Here is a 15,803-nt window from a genome sequence, read left to right on the forward strand (position 1 = left end):
AGGATAATATGGGACAGAAAGTTAATCCGCATGGCTTAAGAGTCGGTGTCATCGACGACTGGAGCTCCAGATGGTATGCTGATGACAAGAGATTCTCCGACTATCTTGTCGAGGATCACAAGATCAGAGAGTTCCTGAAGAAGAAGCTCTATGATGCCGGCGTTTCCAAGATTGAGGTTGAGCGTGCGGCAAATAAAGTTAAGATCATCGTTTACACCGCAAAGCCGGGCGTTGTCATCGGCAAGGGCGGTGCAGAGATTGAGAAGACGAAGAAAGAGGTTCAGAAGCTGACCAAGGATAAGGTCTTCATCGACATCAAGGAGATCAAGAGACCGGACAGGGACGCTCAGCTGGTTGCCGAGAATATTGCCCAGCAGCTCGAGAACCGTGTTTCCTTCCGCCGTGCAGTGAAGTCCGCGATGAACCGCACGATGAGAGCGGGAGCCAAGGGAATCAAGGCCTGCGTTGCAGGACGTCTTGGCGGCGCTGATATTGCACGCAAGGAGTTCTACAGCGATGGAACCATCCCGTTGCAGACACTCAGGGCAAACATTGACTATGGCTTCGCTGAGGCCAGCACAACCTATGGCAAGACTGGCGTCAAGGTTTGGATCTACAAGGGCGAAGTTCTTCCGGTCAAGGGAAAAAAGGAAGGGAGCGATAAATAATGTTAATGCCGAAGAGAGTTAAGCATAGAAAACAGTTCCGCGGCTCCATGGCAGGCAAGATTACCCGCGGTACGAAGATCACGAACGGTTCCTGGGGTCTTGTGGCTACCGAGCCGTGCTGGATCAAATCCAATCAGATCGAGGCTGCCCGTGTCGCCCTGACCCGTTATGTAAAGCGTGGCGGACAGATCTGGATCAAGATTTTCCCGGATAAGCCGGTTACCGCAAAGCCGGCCGAGACCCGAATGGGTTCCGGAAAGGGCGCCGTGGATTACTGGGTAGCGGTGGTTAAGCCGGGCCGTGTCCTTTTTGAGATCGCCGGTGTTCCGGATGATACGGCTAAGGAAGCACTTCGTCTGGCTATGTACAAGCTTCCGTGCAAGTGCAGAGTCGTTTCCAAAGAAGAGTTAGAAGGCGGTGATAACAGTGAAAATTAACAAGTACCTTGAAGAGTTAAATAATAAATCCACTGCTGAGCTGAATGACGAGCTGACCGCGGCTAAGAAAGAGCTCTTCAACCTGAGATTCCAGAATGCTACCAACCAGCTGGATAACACAGGCAGAATCAGGGAAGTCCGCAGAAATATTGCCAGAATCCAGACTGTTATTACAGCCAAGAAGGCTGAGGCGTAATAATTTCCAATAAATGGAAAGGAGATAGCTACCGTGGAGAGAAATCTTAGAAAAGTACGTACCGGCAAGGTAGTCAGCAACAAGATGGACAAGACGATTGTTGTTGCTATCGAGCATCACGTAAAGCATCCTCTGATCGGAAAGATCGTGAAGAGAACATATAAATTAAAGGCCCATGACGAGAACAACGAGTGCGGGATCGGGGATACGGTAAAGGTTCAGGAGACCAGGCCGCTGTCCAAGGACAAGAGATGGAGACTTGTTGAGATCGTTGAGAAGGCGAGATAATCTCAGCGCAGAAAGGAGAATTGGTCCATGATTCAGCAGGAATCGAGATTAAAAGTGGCCGACAATACCGGCGCAAGAGAGCTTCTCTGCATCCGTGTAATGGGCGGTTCCACAAGAAGATATGCAGGAATCGGTGACATCATTGTTGCCAGCGTTAAAGATGCAACACCGGGAGGCGTTGTAAAGAAGGGCGACGTTGTCAAGGCAGTCGTTGTCCGCACAGTGAGAAGCACGCGCCGCAAGGACGGCTCCTACATCCGTTTCGACGAGAACGCAGCGGTTATCCTCAAGGAAGATAACACGCCGAGAGGAACCCGTATCTTTGGCCCGGTTGCGAGAGAGCTCCGTGAGAAGCAGTTCATGAAGATCGTTTCTCTGGCTCCGGAAGTTCTGTAAGGAGGTAACGACGGTGCAGAAGATTAAGAAAGACGATACGGTAAAGATTATTGCCGGCAAGGATAAAGATAAGACTGGAAAAGTGCTTTCCGTTGACGTAAAGAACCACAAGGTTAAGGTCGAGGGATGCAACATGGTAACCAAGCACACCAAACCGTCCGCACAGAATCAGCAGGGCGGCATCATCCACGAGGAAGCTCCGCTGGACATTTCCAATGTCATGCTCGTCGTTGATGGGAAGACCACCAGAGTTGGCTTTGGCGAGAAGGACGGAAAGAAAGTCCGTATCGCGAAGGCGACCGGCAAGGCCATCGACTGAACCAGGGAGGAGGAAATCGAATGTCCAGATTAAAAGAAATGTATCAGAACGAGATCATGGACGCCATGACCAAGAAGTTCGGATATAAGAATGTAATGGAGATCCCGAAGCTTGACAAGATCGTTGTCAACATGGGCGTCGGTGAGGCCAAGGAAAATGCGAAGGTTCTCGATTCCGCAGTCAGAGACCTTGAGCTCATCACCGGACAGAAGCCGATCCTCACCAAGGCGAAGAAGTCGGTAGCAAACTTCAAGATCAGAGAGGGCATGGCCATCGGCTGCAAGGTTACCCTTCGCGGCGAGAGAATGTACGAATTCGCTGACCGCCTGATCAACCTGGCACTTCCGCGTGTACGTGACTTCCGCGGTGTCAGCGCGAATTCCTTCGACGGCAGAGGCAACTACGCACTCGGCATCAAGGAACAGCTGATTTTCCCGGAGATCGAGTACGATAAGGTTGACAAAGTCAGAGGCATGGATATCATCTTCGTAACAACTGCCAAGACGGACGAGGAAGCCCGCGAGCTGTTAAGACTGTTCAACATGCCGTTTGTGAAATAATCCAGGAGGAATTTGATCTATGGCTAAACTGTCGATGAAGATTAAACAGCAGCGTCCGGCGAAGTTCTCTACCAGAGAGTACACCCGCTGCAAGATCTGCGGCCGTCCCCATTCCGTGCTGAAGAAGTACGGCATCTGCCGTATCTGCTTCCGTGAGCTTGCCTACAAGGGCGAGATTCCGGGCGTCAAGAAGGCAAGCTGGTAAAGAGAGAGAATAGAGGAGGTAAAACTCAAATGACAATGAGTGATCCGATTGCAGACATGCTTACAAGAATTCGTAATGCAAATGTCTCCAAGCATGATACTGTGGACGTTCCGGCATCGAAGATGAAGATTGCCATCGCGGATATCCTCGTTGATGAGGGATACATCAAGAAGTATGACCTTACCGATGATGAGCACGGCTTCAAGAACATTCACATCACCCTGAAGTACGGCAAGGACAAGAGCGAGAGAATCATCTCCGGCCTGAAGAAGATCTCCAAGCCGGGCCTGAGAATCTACGCCGGTAAGGAGAACCTGCCGAAGGTTCTTGGCGGTCTCGGCATCGCCATCCTTTCCACAAACCAGGGCATTATTACCGACAAGAAGGCGAGAGAGCTCGGCGTCGGCGGCGAAGTACTGGCATTTATCTGGTGACATACGGCACTCGAGAAGCGCAGGTACTGAAAACAGAGAGAACATCGCATTCTCTCCGAGAATCTAAGTAGGAGGAATTAAAGGCATGTCACGTATTGGTAGATTGCCGGTTGCGATTCCGGATGGCGTTACGGTTACAATCGCAGAGAAAAATCAGGTAACAGTTAAGGGACCCAAGGGAACCCTCGAGAAGACATTTTCCCCTGAGTTAACCATCGAGGAGAAGGACGGACATGTGGTAGTTACCCGTCCGAACGACCTTAAGAGAGTAAAGGCTTTACACGGTCTGACCAGATCCCTGATCAACAACATGGTCATCGGCGTAACCAAGGGTTACGAGAAAACCCTGGAGATCAACGGTGTCGGCTACAGAGCTGCCAAGCAGGGACAGAAGCTGGTGCTCACCCTCGGCTTCTCCCATCCGGTAGAGATGCAGGATCCGGAAGGCGTCGAGACAAAGGTTGATGGCAACAAGATCGTCATCAGCGGCATTGACAAGGAGAAAGTCGGCCAGTTTGCGGCGGAGATCCGTGACAAGAAGAAGCCGGAGCCGTATAAGGGCAAGGGCATCAAGTATTCGGATGAGGTTATCAGACGCAAGGTCGGCAAGACCGGTAAGAAATAATTAAGGAGCGTGTGAAGATGGTTAGCAAAAAGTCAAGAAGCGAAATCCGCGTTAAAAAGCATGAGAGATTACGCAATCGTTTTTCCGGCACAGCTGAAAGACCGCGTCTTGCCGTGTTCCGGAGCAACGATCATATGTATGCCCAGATCATAGATGATACCGTCGGCAACACCCTGGCTTCCGCGTCCACGGTTGAGAAGGATGTGAAGGCACAGCTTGCGAACACTGACACGACCGAGGCTGCCGCATTTGTCGGCAAGCTGATCGCCGAGAGAGCGCAGGAAAAGGGAATCAAGAAGGTTGTCTTCGACAGAGGCGGATACATCTACCACGGAAAAGTTCAGGCCCTTGCGGATGCCGCGAGAGAAGCCGGTCTTGAGTTCTAAGGAGAGGAGAACATACATATGAAGCGTGAAAAAATTGATGCCGGCAAGCTTGAGCTTGAAGACAGAGTTGTTTCGATCCGCCGAGTATCCAAGACCGTAAAGGGCGGCCGTACACAGAGATTCGCAGCCCTGGTTGTCGTCGGCGATAGAAACGGTCATGTCGGCGTAGGTATGGGCAAGGCGGCAGAGGTTCCGGAGGCAATCCGGAAGGGCAAGGAAGCTGCTGAGCGCCACGTCGTTGAAGTTTCCCTTGATGCCAATAAGAGTGTTCCGCACGATTACTACGGTGTATACGGCAGTTCCAACGTACTGCTTAAGCGGGCTCCGGAAGGAACCGGTATCATCGCTGGCGGTCCTGCCCGTGCCGTTATCGAGCTTGCAGGATATCAGAATATTCGTACCAAGTCTCTCGGATCGAACAACAAGGTTAACGTCGTTCTCGCGACACTGACCGGCCTCCGTTCTCTGAAAACCCCGGAAGAGGTTGCCAGAAACCGCGGCAAGTCTGTTGAAGAGATTCAGAACTAAGGAGGAGACCACAATGGCAGAGAAATTAAAGATCACACTGGTGAAATCTCCTATCGGTGCGGTTCCGAAGCAGAAAGCTACGGTTGAGGCCCTCGGGCTCAGAAAGATGCACCACACTGTTGAACTTCCGGATAACGGCGCTGTCAGAGGAATGATCCAGAGCGTCAGACATCTGGTGAAGGTTGAGGAGATCTGATTTAGGAGGTGCAAGTCATGGATTTATCCACATTAAAGCCGGCAGCCGGTTCCGTACACAGCGACAACTTCAGAAGAGGCCGCGGACATGGTTCAGGCAATGGCAAGACTTCCGGTAAGGGCCACAAGGGACAGAAAGCACGTTCCGGCGCACCGAGAGTCGGATTTGAGGGCGGCCAGATGCCGCTGTACAGACGTCTCCCCAAGAGAGGCTTCACCTGCATCAATTCCAAGAGGATTGTTGCGATCAACGTGAAGGATCTGGAGCGTTTTGATAACGACACAGTTGTTACGGTAGAAAAACTTGTCGAAGCAGGTGTTGTCAAGAATCCGCGCGACGGCGTTAAGGTTCTGGCCAACGGCGAGCTCACCAAGAAACTCGTTGTCAAGGTCAACGCTGTCAGCGAAGGCGCCAAGGCAAAGATCGAGGCAGCCGGCGGTACCTGCGAGGTGATGTAATATGCTTCAAACGCTCAGGAAGGCGTTTCAGGTGAAGGAAGTCCGCAACAAGCTTCTCTTCACCTTCATGATGCTCGTGGTGATCCGCCTGGGCTCACAGGTTCCTGTTCCGGGCGTAAAGACCAACTTCTTCGCAAATCTGTTCGCCAACCAGTCCAGTGATGCCTTCGGCTTTTTCAACACGATCACGGGCGGTTCCTTCACGAACATGTCCATTTTCGCGCTGAGCATTACCCCGTACATCACATCGTCCATCATCATGCAGCTTCTCACGATCGCGATTCCGAAGCTTGAGGAGATGCAGAAGGAGGGCGAGGACGGGCGCAAAAAGATTGCCGAGTACACCCGCTATGTGACGGTCGGCCTTGCCCTGATGCAGTCCATCGCGATGAGCGTGGGCTTCGGCGGGCAGGGACTCCTGATCAATTACAACGCCATGAACGTGATTGTCGCGGTGGTTACCATGACCGCCGGGTCAGCCATGCTGATGTGGATTGGTGAGCAGATCACCGAGTACGGCGTGGGCAATGGCATCTCCATTGTCCTCCTGTTCAATATCGTGTCCTCAACCCCGAACGATGCCCTCACCCTCTTTGAGCGATTCATCAAGGGAAAAACGGTTGCGGTCGGTGTTGTCTACGCGATCATTATTATCGCGGTGATCGTCGCGATCTGCGTGTTCACGGTTTATCTTCAGGACGCGGAGCGGCGGATTCCCGTGCAGTATTCCAAGAAGCTGCAGGGGCGGAGAATGGTTGGCGGGCAGTCTACCTATATTCCGCTCAAGGTGAACACCGGCGGCGTTATCCCGGTAATTTTCGCGTCATCCCTGATGTCCTTCCCGGTCGTCATCGCGGAATTCTTCCACGTTGATTACTCGACGAAGCTCGGTCAGGTGCTGATGTTCCTGAACTCCGGCAACTGGTTCAGGCCTGAGGCTCCGGTTTATTCCATCGGCCTCGCGGTATACATTCTGCTGATTGTTGTGTTCGCGTATTTCTATACCTCGATCACCTTCAATCCGCTGGAAGTTGCCAACAATATGAAGAAGTCCGGAGGCTTCATCCCCGGCATCCGCCCGGGTAAGCCGACATCGGACTATCTGAACAATATGCTGAATTATATCGTCCTGATCGGTGCGGTCGGACTGATTATCGTCTGCATCATCCCGATCATGGTTTCCGGCGTTTTCAAGGTCAGCCGAATGTCCTTTGGCGGTACATCGCTGATCATCATCGTCGGAGTAGTTCTGGAGACGATCAAGGCCGTGCAGGCACAGCTGCTCGTCCGGAACTATAAGGGATTCCTTAACGAGCTTTAAGGATTCTTTCCTCAGCGGTTAATTTCCGGCAGGCGCTTGCAGACACGTCCGTGACTACAAGTGCCTGCCGGTATTCGCAGGGAGAAAGAGTGAAGGAGGCATTTTATGAGGATTGTAATGCTTGGCGCTCCCGGTGCCGGCAAGGGCACCCAGGCGGATAGGATCAGTGAGAAGTACAGGATTCCGCACATTTCTACCGGGGATATTTTCCGGAGCAACATTAAGGCCGGTACTGACCTCGGAAAGAAGGCAAAGGAATATATGGACCAGGGCCTTCTTGTGCCGGATGAGATCACGATCGGCATGCTTCTTGACCGCATCGGCGGGGAGGACTGCCGCGAGGGCTACATCCTGGATGGTTTCCCGAGGACAATCCCGCAGGCGGAAAGCCTGACGGATGCACTGGCGAAGCGTGGCGAGAAGATCGATTTCGCGATCAACATTGATGTCCCGGATGAGGCTATCATCGGCCGGATGTCCGGAAGACGCGCCTGCCTGAAGTGCGGAGCGACCTACCATATCGTGTCGATGCCGCCGAAGAAGGAAGGTATCTGTGACCGGTGCGGGGAGAAACTGGTGATTCGCGATGATGATAAGCCCGAGACCGTACAGAAGAGACTGAAGGTTTACCATGAGCAGACGCAGCCGCTGATCGAGTACTATGAGAAGCAGGGCGTCCTCAGGACAGTGGACGGGACACAGCCGCTGGAGAGAGTGTTTGCGGATATCACCGCGCTTCTCGGCTGATCCGCCGGGAAAGACGAAGATCCCGGCAGCACAGGCCCGCTGGTGAATGCAGAAGTGTGGGAGGCTGGAAAAAATGGCAGTCATTATTAAATCGCCGACGGAGATCCGCCGGATGCGGGAAGCCGGAAGACTTCTCGAGGAGGTTTACCTGGAGCTTGCAGAGAAGCTTGCGCCGGGGATGACCACCGCCGAGATTGACCGGATCGGCGAGGAGTTGATTCTCAAGAGGGGCTGCATCCCGTCCTGCAAGGGATATGAAGGCTTCCCCGCCGCGTTCTGCATTTCCGTGAACGATGAGGTTGTGCACGGAATCCCGAGCGAGGCGAGAACCATCGAGGATGGCGACATTGTCAGCCTGGATACCTGCCTTGTCTGGAAGGGCTACCAGGCGGACGCGGCGAGGACATTTCCCATCGGGAATGTGGCGGAAGAAGATCTTGACCTCATCCGCACCGCGAGGGAGAGCTTCTTCGCCGGAATCCGCTTTGCGAAACCGGGATATCACATCCGCGACATCTCCCGCGCTATCCAGAACTATGTGGAACGGCGTGGGTACGGAGTCGTCCGTGATCTTGAGGGACACGGCATCGGCGCGGATATGCACGAAGATCCCGAGATCCCGAATTATGTCACAAGGCGGCGGGGCGTTACCCTGAAGCCGGGAATGACGCTCGCGATCGAGCCGATGATCACTGAGGGGGACTGGCTCGTCGGCTGGATGGATGACGGATGGACAGTAGTAACACTGGACGGGTCCAATGCCGCACACTATGAGAATACCGTACTCATCACCGAGGGGGAGCCGGAGATCTTCACCTATTCCGGCGAAGCTCCGGTGATTCAGGAATAAAACGATTATAGAATAGAAAGGGGAGTGGAAATCCTTGTCAAAATCAGATGTCATTGAGCTTGAGGGCGTTGTCGTTGAGAAACTTCCGAACGCGACCTTCCGAGTTGAGCTGGAGAACAAGCACGTTGTGCTCGCGACCATCAGCGGGAAGCTTCGCATGAACTACATCAGGATTCTTCCCGGCGACAAGGTTAAGCTGGAAATGTCTCCGTATGACCTGTCCAAGGCGAGAATCACCTGGAGAGATAAATAAAATTATTCTTGCAATGGAAAGTCCACAGTGCTATAATGCTTAAGCGACTTTGTTGGATGACCGTGAATGGAGGAAAGGAGGATTACTATGAAAGTCAGATCTTCGGTTAAACCGATTTGCGAAAAGTGCAAGATCATCAAGAGAAAAGGCAGCATCAGAGTAATCTGTGAGAACCCGAAACACAAGCAGAGACAGGGCTGATAAGTCCCGCTCGCGGTGCGTCAAAAAGCGCAGGTTACAAAAGCAACGCAAATAGTTAATGGAGGTGCAACACACAATGGCTCGTATTTCAGGTGTCGATTTACCGAGGGAAAAACGCGTCGAGATTGGCCTGACCTACATCTATGGTATCGGCCGCGCCAGCTCGGACCGCATCCTCAAGGATGCCGGCGTTAACCCGGACACGCGAGTGAAGGACCTTACAGATGACGATGTAAAGAAGATTTCCGAAGTCATCGCAGAGACCCAGGTAGTTGAGGGTGATCTGAGAAGAGCGGTCGCTATGGATATCAAGAGACTGCAGGAAATCGGCTGCTACAGAGGCATCCGTCACAGAAAGTCCCTTCCCTGCCGTGGCCAGAAGACCAAGACGAATGCCAGAACGTGCAAGGGTCCGAGAAAGACCGTTGCGAACAAGAAGAAATAATTGATATTTTTTCCTGTTTTGATTCTGACATGGTGACAGTGGATCCCGGGGGATTCAGTACAGTAATTGCGAAAAAGAAAGTAGGTTAGTTTAAAATGGCGAAGAAAGTGTCGACTTCAGCAAAAAAAGCGACAAAAAAGCGCATTAAGAAAAACGTTGAACACGGACAGGCTCACATTCAGTCTTCTTTCAATAACACCATTGTTACGCTGACTGATGCACAGGGCAATGCATTATCCTGGGCAAGCGCGGGCGGTCTCGGATTTAAGGGTTCAAGGAAATCTACTCCATACGCAGCACAGATGGCTGCAGAAACTGCAACGAAGGCAGCTCTTATCCATGGATTAAAGACGGTTGATGTTATGGTTAAAGGTCCGGGTTCCGGCCGTGAGGCTGCGATCCGTGCACTTCAGGCATGCGGCCTTGAAGTAACCAGTATCCGCGACGTGACGCCGGTTCCGCACAATGGATGCCGTCCGCCGAAGCGCAGAAGAGTCTGATTTAGGAGGTAAGAAATCGTGGCAGTTGATAGAGTTCCTGTACTTAAGAGATGCAGATCCCTTGACCTGGATCCGGTGTACCTTGGTATCGGCAAGACATCGAAGAGAGAACCGAGAAGAGCCAACAGAAAGCTCAGCGAGTATGGCTTACAGCTGAGAGAGAAGCAGAAGGCCAAGTTCATCTATGGCGTTCTTGAGAAGCCGTTCAGAAACTATTTTGCGAAAGCGTCCAGACAGAGAGGCCAGATCGGCACGAACCTGATGGTTCTGCTGGAGACCAGACTGGACAATGTCATTTTCCGTATGGGTTTTGCCCGCACGAGAAAAGAAGCTCGCCAGATCGTTGACCACAAGCATGTGCTGGTCAACGGCAAGTGCGTGAATATCCCGTCCTACGAGGTAAAGGCCGGCGATACCATTGAGATCAAGGAGAAGTTCAAGACTGCTCAGAGATACAAGGATGTCGTTGCCGTTACCGGCGGAAGGCTTGTTCCCGCATGGCTTGAGGCTGACAATGAGAACCTTAAGGGCACGGTTAAGCAGCTGCCGACCAGGGACGAGATCGACGTTCCGGTTGACGAGATGCAGATCGTCGAGCTTTATTCCAAATAATCTGCGGGCTGATGCGCTGGCTGGTAATTTATACCCCTCACATAAGATGACCCAGAAGGAGGGATTATCGTGTTGGATTTCGAGAAACCGAAGATCGAAATTGCAGAGATTTCAGATGACAAGAGATACGGCAGATTTGTTGTTGAGCCTCTGGAGAGAGGCTACGGCCTGACCCTGGGAAATTCCCTCAGAAGAATCATGCTTTCCTCTCTTCCGGGTTCCGCAGTAAGCCAGGTGAAGATCGACGGTGTTCTGCATGAATTCAGCTCAATCCCGGGAGTTAAGGAAGATGTCACTGAGATTATCATGAATATCAAGAGCCTTGCGATCAGAAACCTCTGTGAGGATGATGATCCCAAGACCGCCTTCATTGATTTTCAGGGCGATGGCGTGGTAACCGCGAAGGACATCCGTACGGAAACTGATGAGATTGAGATCATGAATCCCGATCAGGTCATCGCGACGCTCAGCGGCGGCCCGGACTGCAAGCTCTATATGGAGCTTACGATTACCAAGGGGCGCGGATATGTGGGCGCCGACCGCAATAAGCGCGATGACGTGCCGATCGGCGTGATCGCCATTGACTCCATCTACACACCGGTAGAGCGTGTCAACATGAACGTTGAGAACACCCGTGTCGGCCAGATGACCGATTACGACAAGCTCACCCTGGAGGTTTACACCAACGGGACCCTGGGCCCGGATGAATCCGTCAGCCTGGCGGCGAAGGTTCTCAGCGAACATCTCAACCTGTTCATTGACCTGTCCAAGAGTGCCAAGGAGGCAGTGGTAATCAAGGACGACAAGGCCAGTGAGTCGGAGAAAGTGCTCGAGATGAATATCGACGAGCTCGAGCTGTCTGTCCGCTCGTACAACTGCCTGAAGCGGGCGGGAATCAATACCGTCGAGGAACTTTGCTCCAAGACGCCCGAGGATATGATGAAGGTCAGAAACCTTGGCCGCAAGTCGATGGACGAAGTTATCGCAAAGCTGAAGGAACTCGGCCTTTCGCTGAAACCCAACGAGGAGGTCTGACTCAGCAGGGCACCTGACAAGCGCGAGCCCGGCGGGCGAAGCGTGAGTTTCGTGCAATACCCAAAATGGATCACCAGCAGCCGGCCAGTAAGTCCGAAAGTGCGTGGCCGGTTGTTCCACGAATGGAGGAAATTTTATCATGGCAAAGTACAGAAAGCTTGGAAGAACTTCTAACCAGAGAAAGGCTATGCTCAGAGGCCTCACCACCGCGCTGATCAACAACGGCAAGATCGTGACCACCGAGATGAGAGCGAAGGAAGTTCGCAAGATTGCCGAGGGCCTGATTGCCCTTGCCGTCAAGGAGAAGGACAATTTTGAGACCGTTACCGTGAAAGCCAAGGTAGCCAAGAAGGATGCCGACGGCAAGCGGGTTAAGGAAGAGAAGGACGGCAAGAAGGTTACCGTTTATGAGGAAGTGGAGAAGCAGATCAAGAAGGATAAGCCCTCCAGACTTCATGCCAGAAAGCAGATGCTCCGCGTGCTCTACGATGTGACCGAGGTTCCGGCTGCAGGTAAGGGCAGAAAGAAGAATACCAAGAAGGTAGATCTTCCGGCGAAGCTGTTCGATGAGATCGCTCCGAAGTATGCGGGCCGCAACGGCGGTTATACCAGAATCGTCAAGATTGGCCAGCGCAAGGGCGATGCAGCGATGGAAGTTCTTCTTGAGCTTGTCTGAAATGTAAGATGATCTGTCCGGAAGCCTGCATCAGGGAAAGTTCCGTTTTTCCTGATGAGCTCCGGGACGGAGGAAATATCGGCGGCTGCCGCACGGGGGAGAGGATTCCTTGTGCCGCGGCCGCTTTTTTTGGCAGAGCACTTCATGTGCGCGAGCCTGATGGCGACGCGAGAGTTTTGTGCGAGCTATGCAAATTTGCTTGGCAGGGACGAGCCGGAATTACCGGACTGGATACTGCAGGAGGAAAATATGATCGAAGTCCGTCATCTGACGAGGCAGTTTGGCAAACACGTGGCACTGAATGATGTCTCATTTACCGCGGAGAAGGGGAAAATCTACGGCTTTCTCGGGCCGAACGGCGCGGGAAAAACTACGGCGATGAATATCATGACCGGGTGCCTGGCGGCAACCTCCGGCGAGGTACTGGTTGACGGTGAGGATATCCTGAAAAGGCCGCGGACGGTAAAGCGGAAGATCGGCTATCTACCCGAGATCCCCCCGCTCTACCCGGAGATGACGGTGCGGGAATTTCTTCGATTTGCCGCCGGGCTGCGGGGCGTCCCCGCCCGGGACAGAAAGGACGCAGCAGAAGGGCTGATGGAGAAGATGGGAATCGCGGAGATGGCTGACCGGCTGATCCGCAGCCTGTCAAAGGGATATCGGCAGAGAACCGGGCTTGCGATGGCCATGATAGGCGATCCGGAAATCCTGGTTCTGGACGAGCCGTCGTCCGGGCTCGACCCTGAGCAGCAGAAGCAGATGTTCCGGGTCATCCGAGAGCTTCGGGGCAGCCACACCGTGATCCTGAGTTCTCATATCCTTCCGGAAGTCAGCGCGCTCTGCGATGAGATCTGGATTCTCGACCGCGGTGTCCTCAAGGCGGGCGGAAGCCCGGCGATGCTGCAGAACCTGGTCCGCGGTCCGCGGGCTTACCGACTTACCGCGGATGGCGATCCGTCGGACATCACCGCGAAGCTTGAGGCACTGCCCCATGTCACGCGGGCAGCTGTGGGCGAAAAGACGGAAAATGGCGGATGGTCATACGTGATCAGCACGGATACGGCGGAGGATATCAGCGCGGAAATCTCCCGCGCGGTGTTCCGGGCCGGGTACAGCGTCCTCGCCCTCGGGCGTGAGGAGGCCTCCCTGGAGGAGGTATTCCTCAAGCTGACCGGGGACGGAGAGGAGAGAGCATGAGAGCGATATTTTCCCGGGAGTTTTTCTCCTATTTCCGAACCTATACCGGATGGCTGTTTACCGCCGTTCTCTGGCTGTTTGTCTCCATCTACGTGGTGCTCAATAACTTTTTCGGGCTCTCCGGCAGCATCGTGAATAGCCTTTCGATCGCGATCGTCGTCCTGCTGGTCCTGGTGCCCGTTCTGACGATGCGGACGATCGCCGGGGAGCGCAGAAGCCGGACAGACCGGCTTCTCCTCTCGGCTCCTGTCGGGACAGGGCAGGTCATTCTTGGCAAATTTTGCGCGGCGGCAGGGGTGTTCTCCCTCCCCATCGCGGGAATCTGCCTCTATCCGCTGCTCTTCTCCCGGTTCGGGGAGGCGGCGCTTCCGGAGAGCTATCTGGGAATTTTCGGGCTGTGGCTCTTCGGGCTCGCGGCGATCGCCGTGGGGATTTTCGTCTCCTCCCTGGCGGAAAATCCGCTGACTGCGGCAGTGCTCTCCTTCGCGGTCCTGTTTGTCAGCTTCACGATGACTGCCGTCCGGGCGATGGCCGGCGGCATCCCGGGCGCGATCGCCTACGCCCTGGATCTGCCGTCGCGCTTTGACGATTTTCTGGGCGGGACGCTGAATCTCGGATCTGCCGCCTACCTGGTGACGGTAACGGCTCTCTTCCTCTTCCTGGCGGATCGGTCGGTCGAGAGGCGCCGTTTCCCATTTTCCGGGAAAATGCGGAAGCGTACTGCCATACGGGCAGTCTCCGTGCTCATCGCAGTCGCCGCGGCGGCCGGCGGGAATGCCGCCATCGCGCATCTTCCGGAAAGCCGGCGGGTGATCGACCTTACCGCGAACCGGATTTACGGCCTGAGCGATGAGACGAAGAAGCTGGTCAGGGGGCTCGGCGAGGACATCACGATCTACATCCTCGCGCCCGAGGAGTCCCAGGATAACAGTGTGGCATCCACCCTTCGCCGTTATGCGGAGCTCAGCCCGCACATCCACCTGGAAAATGTCGACATGGCGAAAAATCCGGGATTTGCCGACAAGTACGCGGACGGGAAGGAAGTCTACACCAACAGCCTGGTGGTCGAGAGCCCGGAGAGATACCGGCTGATCCCGTATATGGATCTTTACGGCACCGAGGGCAGTGTGGACAGCGGGGATTTCCAGATGACCTCCTACGATGCCGAGGGACAGATCACCTCCGCGCTTTCCTATGTGACAACGGACAGCATGCCGAAGGCCTATGTGCTCACGGGGCACGGGGAAATGGCGCTGGATGGCACGTTTTCGAACGCCCTCGCGAAGCTCAATGTGGAGACGGCGGAGCTTGACCTCCTCCAGAACGACAAGGTGCCGGATGACGCGGCGGCGGTGATCGTGAACGGCCCGACCTCCGACCTCTCAGCGGACGATCTCGCGAAGCTTGAGGACTACGCGGGGCGCGGCGGGAATTTCTTCCTGGTGACGAACTTTACGGCGCAGTCCGACATGCCGGAATACGCCTCGCTGCTCTCCTGGTACGGGGTGGCCGCGAAGCCGGGTGTTGTGATTGAGCAGGATGCGGCGCACTACTACCAGAACGGCACCTACCTCCTTCCCGATCTCCGTCAGGATGCGCAGATCACGCATGATGCGGCGGTGGGAAATGGCTATGTCTTCACGCCGTACGCGCAGGCGCTCACGCATCCGGCGGACGGTGACGGCCTCACTTACACGGATCTTCTGACGACCACGGCGGATTCCTACAACCACACGGATATCACCAGCCAGAGCATGGCGAAGGCGGACGGTGACGAGGACGGCCCGTTCACCGTGGGGCTGTCCGTCCGGAAGGACATTTCGGGCGGCGCGGGAAGCGAGGCGGTGATCATTTCCTCCCCGAATATCCTGACCGCGAATGCGGATCAGGTGGTCTCCGGCTCAAACCGGAAACTTTTTGCGGGCGCGATGACGGAGCTGACCGGGACAGAGACTTCGATTTCCATACCGGCGAAAAGCTTTTCCGGATCTGGCCTTACCATGAGCGCGAGGACCGCGCTGGTTCTCGGCCTCATTGCGGTTGTGCTGATTCCCGGGTTCCTGCTTCTCTTCGGCGGGGCTTATGTACTGCTCCGGCGCCGCCGGTGAGCCGCGGGCGGGGCGGTGAAACGGCAGCGGAATCGACGCGTTCCGGGGCGATAACGGCAGCGGGAATGCTGCCGCCGGAAAGCGCCCACGCACGCCCCATGCCGTGATAGTGCTTGTAAACGGCCATCGGATACGATAAAATATAAGCAGATCGTATTAACT

Annotated in this window: 26 protein-coding genes; all 26 read left to right on the top strand. The window is 54.4% G+C overall.

The genetic code is table 11. The features are described from left to right. Positions 1-8 precede the first annotated feature (8 nt). The 26 genes from rpsC to ISF27_RS09700 all read left to right on the top strand — a co-directional run bounded on the left by rpsC (position 9) and on the right by ISF27_RS09700 (position 15,641). Complete coding sequence (gene rpsC, locus ISF27_RS09575; RefSeq protein ID WP_194611265.1) at positions 9-668, top strand: 30S ribosomal protein S3; 660 nt, start codon at positions 9-11, stop codon at positions 666-668. Continuing rightward, positions 668-1,105, top strand: coding sequence for a 50S ribosomal protein L16 (gene rplP, locus ISF27_RS09580; protein WP_194611266.1), 438 nt, complete (start codon positions 668-670; stop codon positions 1,103-1,105). The genes rpsC and rplP overlap by 1 nt, the downstream gene beginning before the upstream one ends. After that, positions 1,095-1,301 (top strand): 50S ribosomal protein L29, encoded by a 207-nt coding sequence (gene rpmC / locus ISF27_RS09585; RefSeq protein ID WP_194611267.1) that lies wholly within the window; start codon positions 1,095-1,097, stop codon positions 1,299-1,301. The genes rplP and rpmC overlap by 11 nt, the downstream gene beginning before the upstream one ends. 33 nt (positions 1,302-1,334) lie before the next feature. Beyond that, positions 1,335-1,589, top strand: a complete 255-nt coding sequence (gene rpsQ, locus ISF27_RS09590) for a 30S ribosomal protein S17 (RefSeq protein ID WP_194611268.1) — start codon at positions 1,335-1,337, stop codon at positions 1,587-1,589. 27 nt (positions 1,590-1,616) lie between these two features. Beyond that, positions 1,617-1,985, top strand: coding sequence for a 50S ribosomal protein L14 (gene rplN / locus ISF27_RS09595; RefSeq protein ID WP_194611269.1), 369 nt, complete (start codon positions 1,617-1,619; stop codon positions 1,983-1,985). Positions 1,986-1,998: 13 nt separating this feature from the next. After that, positions 1,999-2,304 carry a 50S ribosomal protein L24 gene (gene rplX / locus ISF27_RS09600; RefSeq protein WP_194611270.1) on the top strand — a complete coding sequence of 102 codons (306 nt, stop codon included), beginning with the start codon at positions 1,999-2,001 and terminating at the stop codon, positions 2,302-2,304. 20 nt (positions 2,305-2,324) lie between these two features. Continuing rightward, positions 2,325-2,864: a 50S ribosomal protein L5 gene (gene rplE / locus ISF27_RS09605; RefSeq protein WP_194611271.1), complete on the top strand. Its 540-nt coding sequence runs from the start codon at positions 2,325-2,327 to the stop codon at positions 2,862-2,864. Between the two features lie 19 nt (positions 2,865-2,883). Continuing rightward, the gene (locus ISF27_RS09610; protein WP_194611272.1) at positions 2,884-3,069 is read left to right on the top strand and encodes a type Z 30S ribosomal protein S14; all 186 of its coding nucleotides are present in this window, start codon (positions 2,884-2,886) and stop codon (positions 3,067-3,069) included. Positions 3,070-3,098: 29 nt separating this feature from the next. Then, positions 3,099-3,503: a 30S ribosomal protein S8 gene (gene rpsH / locus ISF27_RS09615; RefSeq protein WP_194611273.1), complete on the top strand. Its 405-nt coding sequence runs from the start codon at positions 3,099-3,101 to the stop codon at positions 3,501-3,503. A gap of 85 nt (positions 3,504-3,588) precedes the next feature. Beyond that, entirely contained in the window at positions 3,589-4,128 is a 540-nt protein-coding gene (rplF, locus tag ISF27_RS09620; protein ID WP_194611274.1) for a 50S ribosomal protein L6, read from the top strand. Positions 4,129-4,145: 17 nt separating this feature from the next. Beyond that, on the top strand, positions 4,146-4,514 hold the full coding sequence (rplR, locus tag ISF27_RS09625) for a 50S ribosomal protein L18 (protein WP_194611275.1): 369 nt from the start codon (positions 4,146-4,148) through the stop codon (positions 4,512-4,514). Positions 4,515-4,532: 18 nt separating this feature from the next. After that, positions 4,533-5,042, top strand: coding sequence for a 30S ribosomal protein S5 (rpsE, locus tag ISF27_RS09630; protein WP_194611276.1), 510 nt, complete (start codon positions 4,533-4,535; stop codon positions 5,040-5,042). Positions 5,043-5,055: 13 nt separating this feature from the next. After that, complete coding sequence (gene rpmD, locus ISF27_RS09635; RefSeq protein WP_194611277.1) at positions 5,056-5,238, top strand: 50S ribosomal protein L30; 183 nt, start codon at positions 5,056-5,058, stop codon at positions 5,236-5,238. Positions 5,239-5,255: 17 nt separating this feature from the next. Next, entirely contained in the window at positions 5,256-5,696 is a 441-nt protein-coding gene (gene rplO / locus ISF27_RS09640) for a 50S ribosomal protein L15 (protein WP_194611278.1), read from the top strand. Position 5,697: 1 nt separating this feature from the next. Then, entirely contained in the window at positions 5,698-7,017 is a 1,320-nt protein-coding gene (gene secY / locus ISF27_RS09645; RefSeq protein WP_194611279.1) for a preprotein translocase subunit SecY, read from the top strand. A 105-nt stretch (positions 7,018-7,122) separates the two neighbouring features. Beyond that, the gene (locus ISF27_RS09650; protein ID WP_194611280.1) at positions 7,123-7,764 is read left to right on the top strand and encodes an adenylate kinase; all 642 of its coding nucleotides are present in this window, start codon (positions 7,123-7,125) and stop codon (positions 7,762-7,764) included. Between the two features lie 73 nt (positions 7,765-7,837). After that, the gene (gene map / locus ISF27_RS09655) at positions 7,838-8,614 is read left to right on the top strand and encodes a type I methionyl aminopeptidase (RefSeq protein WP_194611281.1); all 777 of its coding nucleotides are present in this window, start codon (positions 7,838-7,840) and stop codon (positions 8,612-8,614) included. 34 nt (positions 8,615-8,648) lie between these two features. Beyond that, the gene (gene infA, locus ISF27_RS09660) at positions 8,649-8,867 is read left to right on the top strand and encodes a translation initiation factor IF-1 (protein WP_194611282.1); all 219 of its coding nucleotides are present in this window, start codon (positions 8,649-8,651) and stop codon (positions 8,865-8,867) included. Positions 8,868-8,954: 87 nt separating this feature from the next. Then, positions 8,955-9,068 (top strand): 50S ribosomal protein L36, encoded by a 114-nt coding sequence (gene rpmJ / locus ISF27_RS09665; protein WP_003497809.1) that lies wholly within the window; start codon positions 8,955-8,957, stop codon positions 9,066-9,068. Positions 9,069-9,144: 76 nt separating this feature from the next. Next, positions 9,145-9,513 (top strand): 30S ribosomal protein S13, encoded by a 369-nt coding sequence (gene rpsM, locus ISF27_RS09670; protein WP_194611283.1) that lies wholly within the window; start codon positions 9,145-9,147, stop codon positions 9,511-9,513. A gap of 95 nt (positions 9,514-9,608) precedes the next feature. Then, positions 9,609-10,013: a 30S ribosomal protein S11 gene (gene rpsK / locus ISF27_RS09675; RefSeq protein WP_194611284.1), complete on the top strand. Its 405-nt coding sequence runs from the start codon at positions 9,609-9,611 to the stop codon at positions 10,011-10,013. An 18-nt stretch (positions 10,014-10,031) separates the two neighbouring features. Further along, entirely contained in the window at positions 10,032-10,625 is a 594-nt protein-coding gene (gene rpsD, locus ISF27_RS09680; RefSeq protein ID WP_194611285.1) for a 30S ribosomal protein S4, read from the top strand. 69 nt (positions 10,626-10,694) lie between these two features. Further along, positions 10,695-11,660, top strand: coding sequence for a DNA-directed RNA polymerase subunit alpha (locus tag ISF27_RS09685; RefSeq protein ID WP_194611286.1), 966 nt, complete (start codon positions 10,695-10,697; stop codon positions 11,658-11,660). A gap of 139 nt (positions 11,661-11,799) precedes the next feature. Further along, positions 11,800-12,336 (top strand): bL17 family ribosomal protein, encoded by a 537-nt coding sequence (locus ISF27_RS09690; protein WP_194611287.1) that lies wholly within the window; start codon positions 11,800-11,802, stop codon positions 12,334-12,336. A 249-nt stretch (positions 12,337-12,585) separates the two neighbouring features. Then, positions 12,586-13,533 (top strand): ABC transporter ATP-binding protein, encoded by a 948-nt coding sequence (locus tag ISF27_RS09695; protein ID WP_194611288.1) that lies wholly within the window; start codon positions 12,586-12,588, stop codon positions 13,531-13,533. Further along, complete coding sequence (locus tag ISF27_RS09700) at positions 13,530-15,641, top strand: Gldg family protein (RefSeq protein ID WP_194611289.1); 2,112 nt, start codon at positions 13,530-13,532, stop codon at positions 15,639-15,641. The genes ISF27_RS09695 and ISF27_RS09700 overlap by 4 nt, the downstream gene beginning before the upstream one ends. Positions 15,642-15,803: the final 162 nt, after the last annotated feature.

The organism is Clostridium vitabionis (genome assembly GCF_015351765.1).
Classification (GTDB): Bacteria; Bacillota; Clostridia; order Lachnospirales; family Lachnospiraceae; genus Clostridium_R; species Clostridium_R vitabionis.

Coding starts and splice junctions, on each gene's coding strand:
- rpsC (WP_194611265.1), top strand. CDS start 9: ATGGGACAGAAAGTTAATCCGCATGGCTTAAGAGTCGGTGTCATCGAC.
- rplP (WP_194611266.1), top strand. CDS start 668: ATGTTAATGCCGAAGAGAGTTAAGCATAGAAAACAGTTCCGCGGCTCC.
- rplN (WP_194611269.1), top strand. CDS start 1,617: ATGATTCAGCAGGAATCGAGATTAAAAGTGGCCGACAATACCGGCGCA.
- rplE (WP_194611271.1), top strand. CDS start 2,325: ATGTCCAGATTAAAAGAAATGTATCAGAACGAGATCATGGACGCCATG.
- ISF27_RS09610 (WP_194611272.1), top strand. CDS start 2,884: ATGGCTAAACTGTCGATGAAGATTAAACAGCAGCGTCCGGCGAAGTTC.
- rpsH (WP_194611273.1), top strand. CDS start 3,099: ATGACAATGAGTGATCCGATTGCAGACATGCTTACAAGAATTCGTAAT.
- rplF (WP_194611274.1), top strand. CDS start 3,589: ATGTCACGTATTGGTAGATTGCCGGTTGCGATTCCGGATGGCGTTACG.
- rplR (WP_194611275.1), top strand. CDS start 4,146: ATGGTTAGCAAAAAGTCAAGAAGCGAAATCCGCGTTAAAAAGCATGAG.
- rpsE (WP_194611276.1), top strand. CDS start 4,533: ATGAAGCGTGAAAAAATTGATGCCGGCAAGCTTGAGCTTGAAGACAGA.
- rpmD (WP_194611277.1), top strand. CDS start 5,056: ATGGCAGAGAAATTAAAGATCACACTGGTGAAATCTCCTATCGGTGCG.
- rplO (WP_194611278.1), top strand. CDS start 5,256: ATGGATTTATCCACATTAAAGCCGGCAGCCGGTTCCGTACACAGCGAC.
- secY (WP_194611279.1), top strand. CDS start 5,698: ATGCTTCAAACGCTCAGGAAGGCGTTTCAGGTGAAGGAAGTCCGCAAC.
- ISF27_RS09650 (WP_194611280.1), top strand. CDS start 7,123: ATGAGGATTGTAATGCTTGGCGCTCCCGGTGCCGGCAAGGGCACCCAG.
- map (WP_194611281.1), top strand. CDS start 7,838: ATGGCAGTCATTATTAAATCGCCGACGGAGATCCGCCGGATGCGGGAA.
- rpmJ (WP_003497809.1), top strand. CDS start 8,955: ATGAAAGTCAGATCTTCGGTTAAACCGATTTGCGAAAAGTGCAAGATC.
- rpsM (WP_194611283.1), top strand. CDS start 9,145: ATGGCTCGTATTTCAGGTGTCGATTTACCGAGGGAAAAACGCGTCGAG.
- rpsK (WP_194611284.1), top strand. CDS start 9,609: ATGGCGAAGAAAGTGTCGACTTCAGCAAAAAAAGCGACAAAAAAGCGC.
- ISF27_RS09690 (WP_194611287.1), top strand. CDS start 11,800: ATGGCAAAGTACAGAAAGCTTGGAAGAACTTCTAACCAGAGAAAGGCT.
- ISF27_RS09695 (WP_194611288.1), top strand. CDS start 12,586: ATGATCGAAGTCCGTCATCTGACGAGGCAGTTTGGCAAACACGTGGCA.
- ISF27_RS09700 (WP_194611289.1), top strand. CDS start 13,530: ATGAGAGCGATATTTTCCCGGGAGTTTTTCTCCTATTTCCGAACCTAT.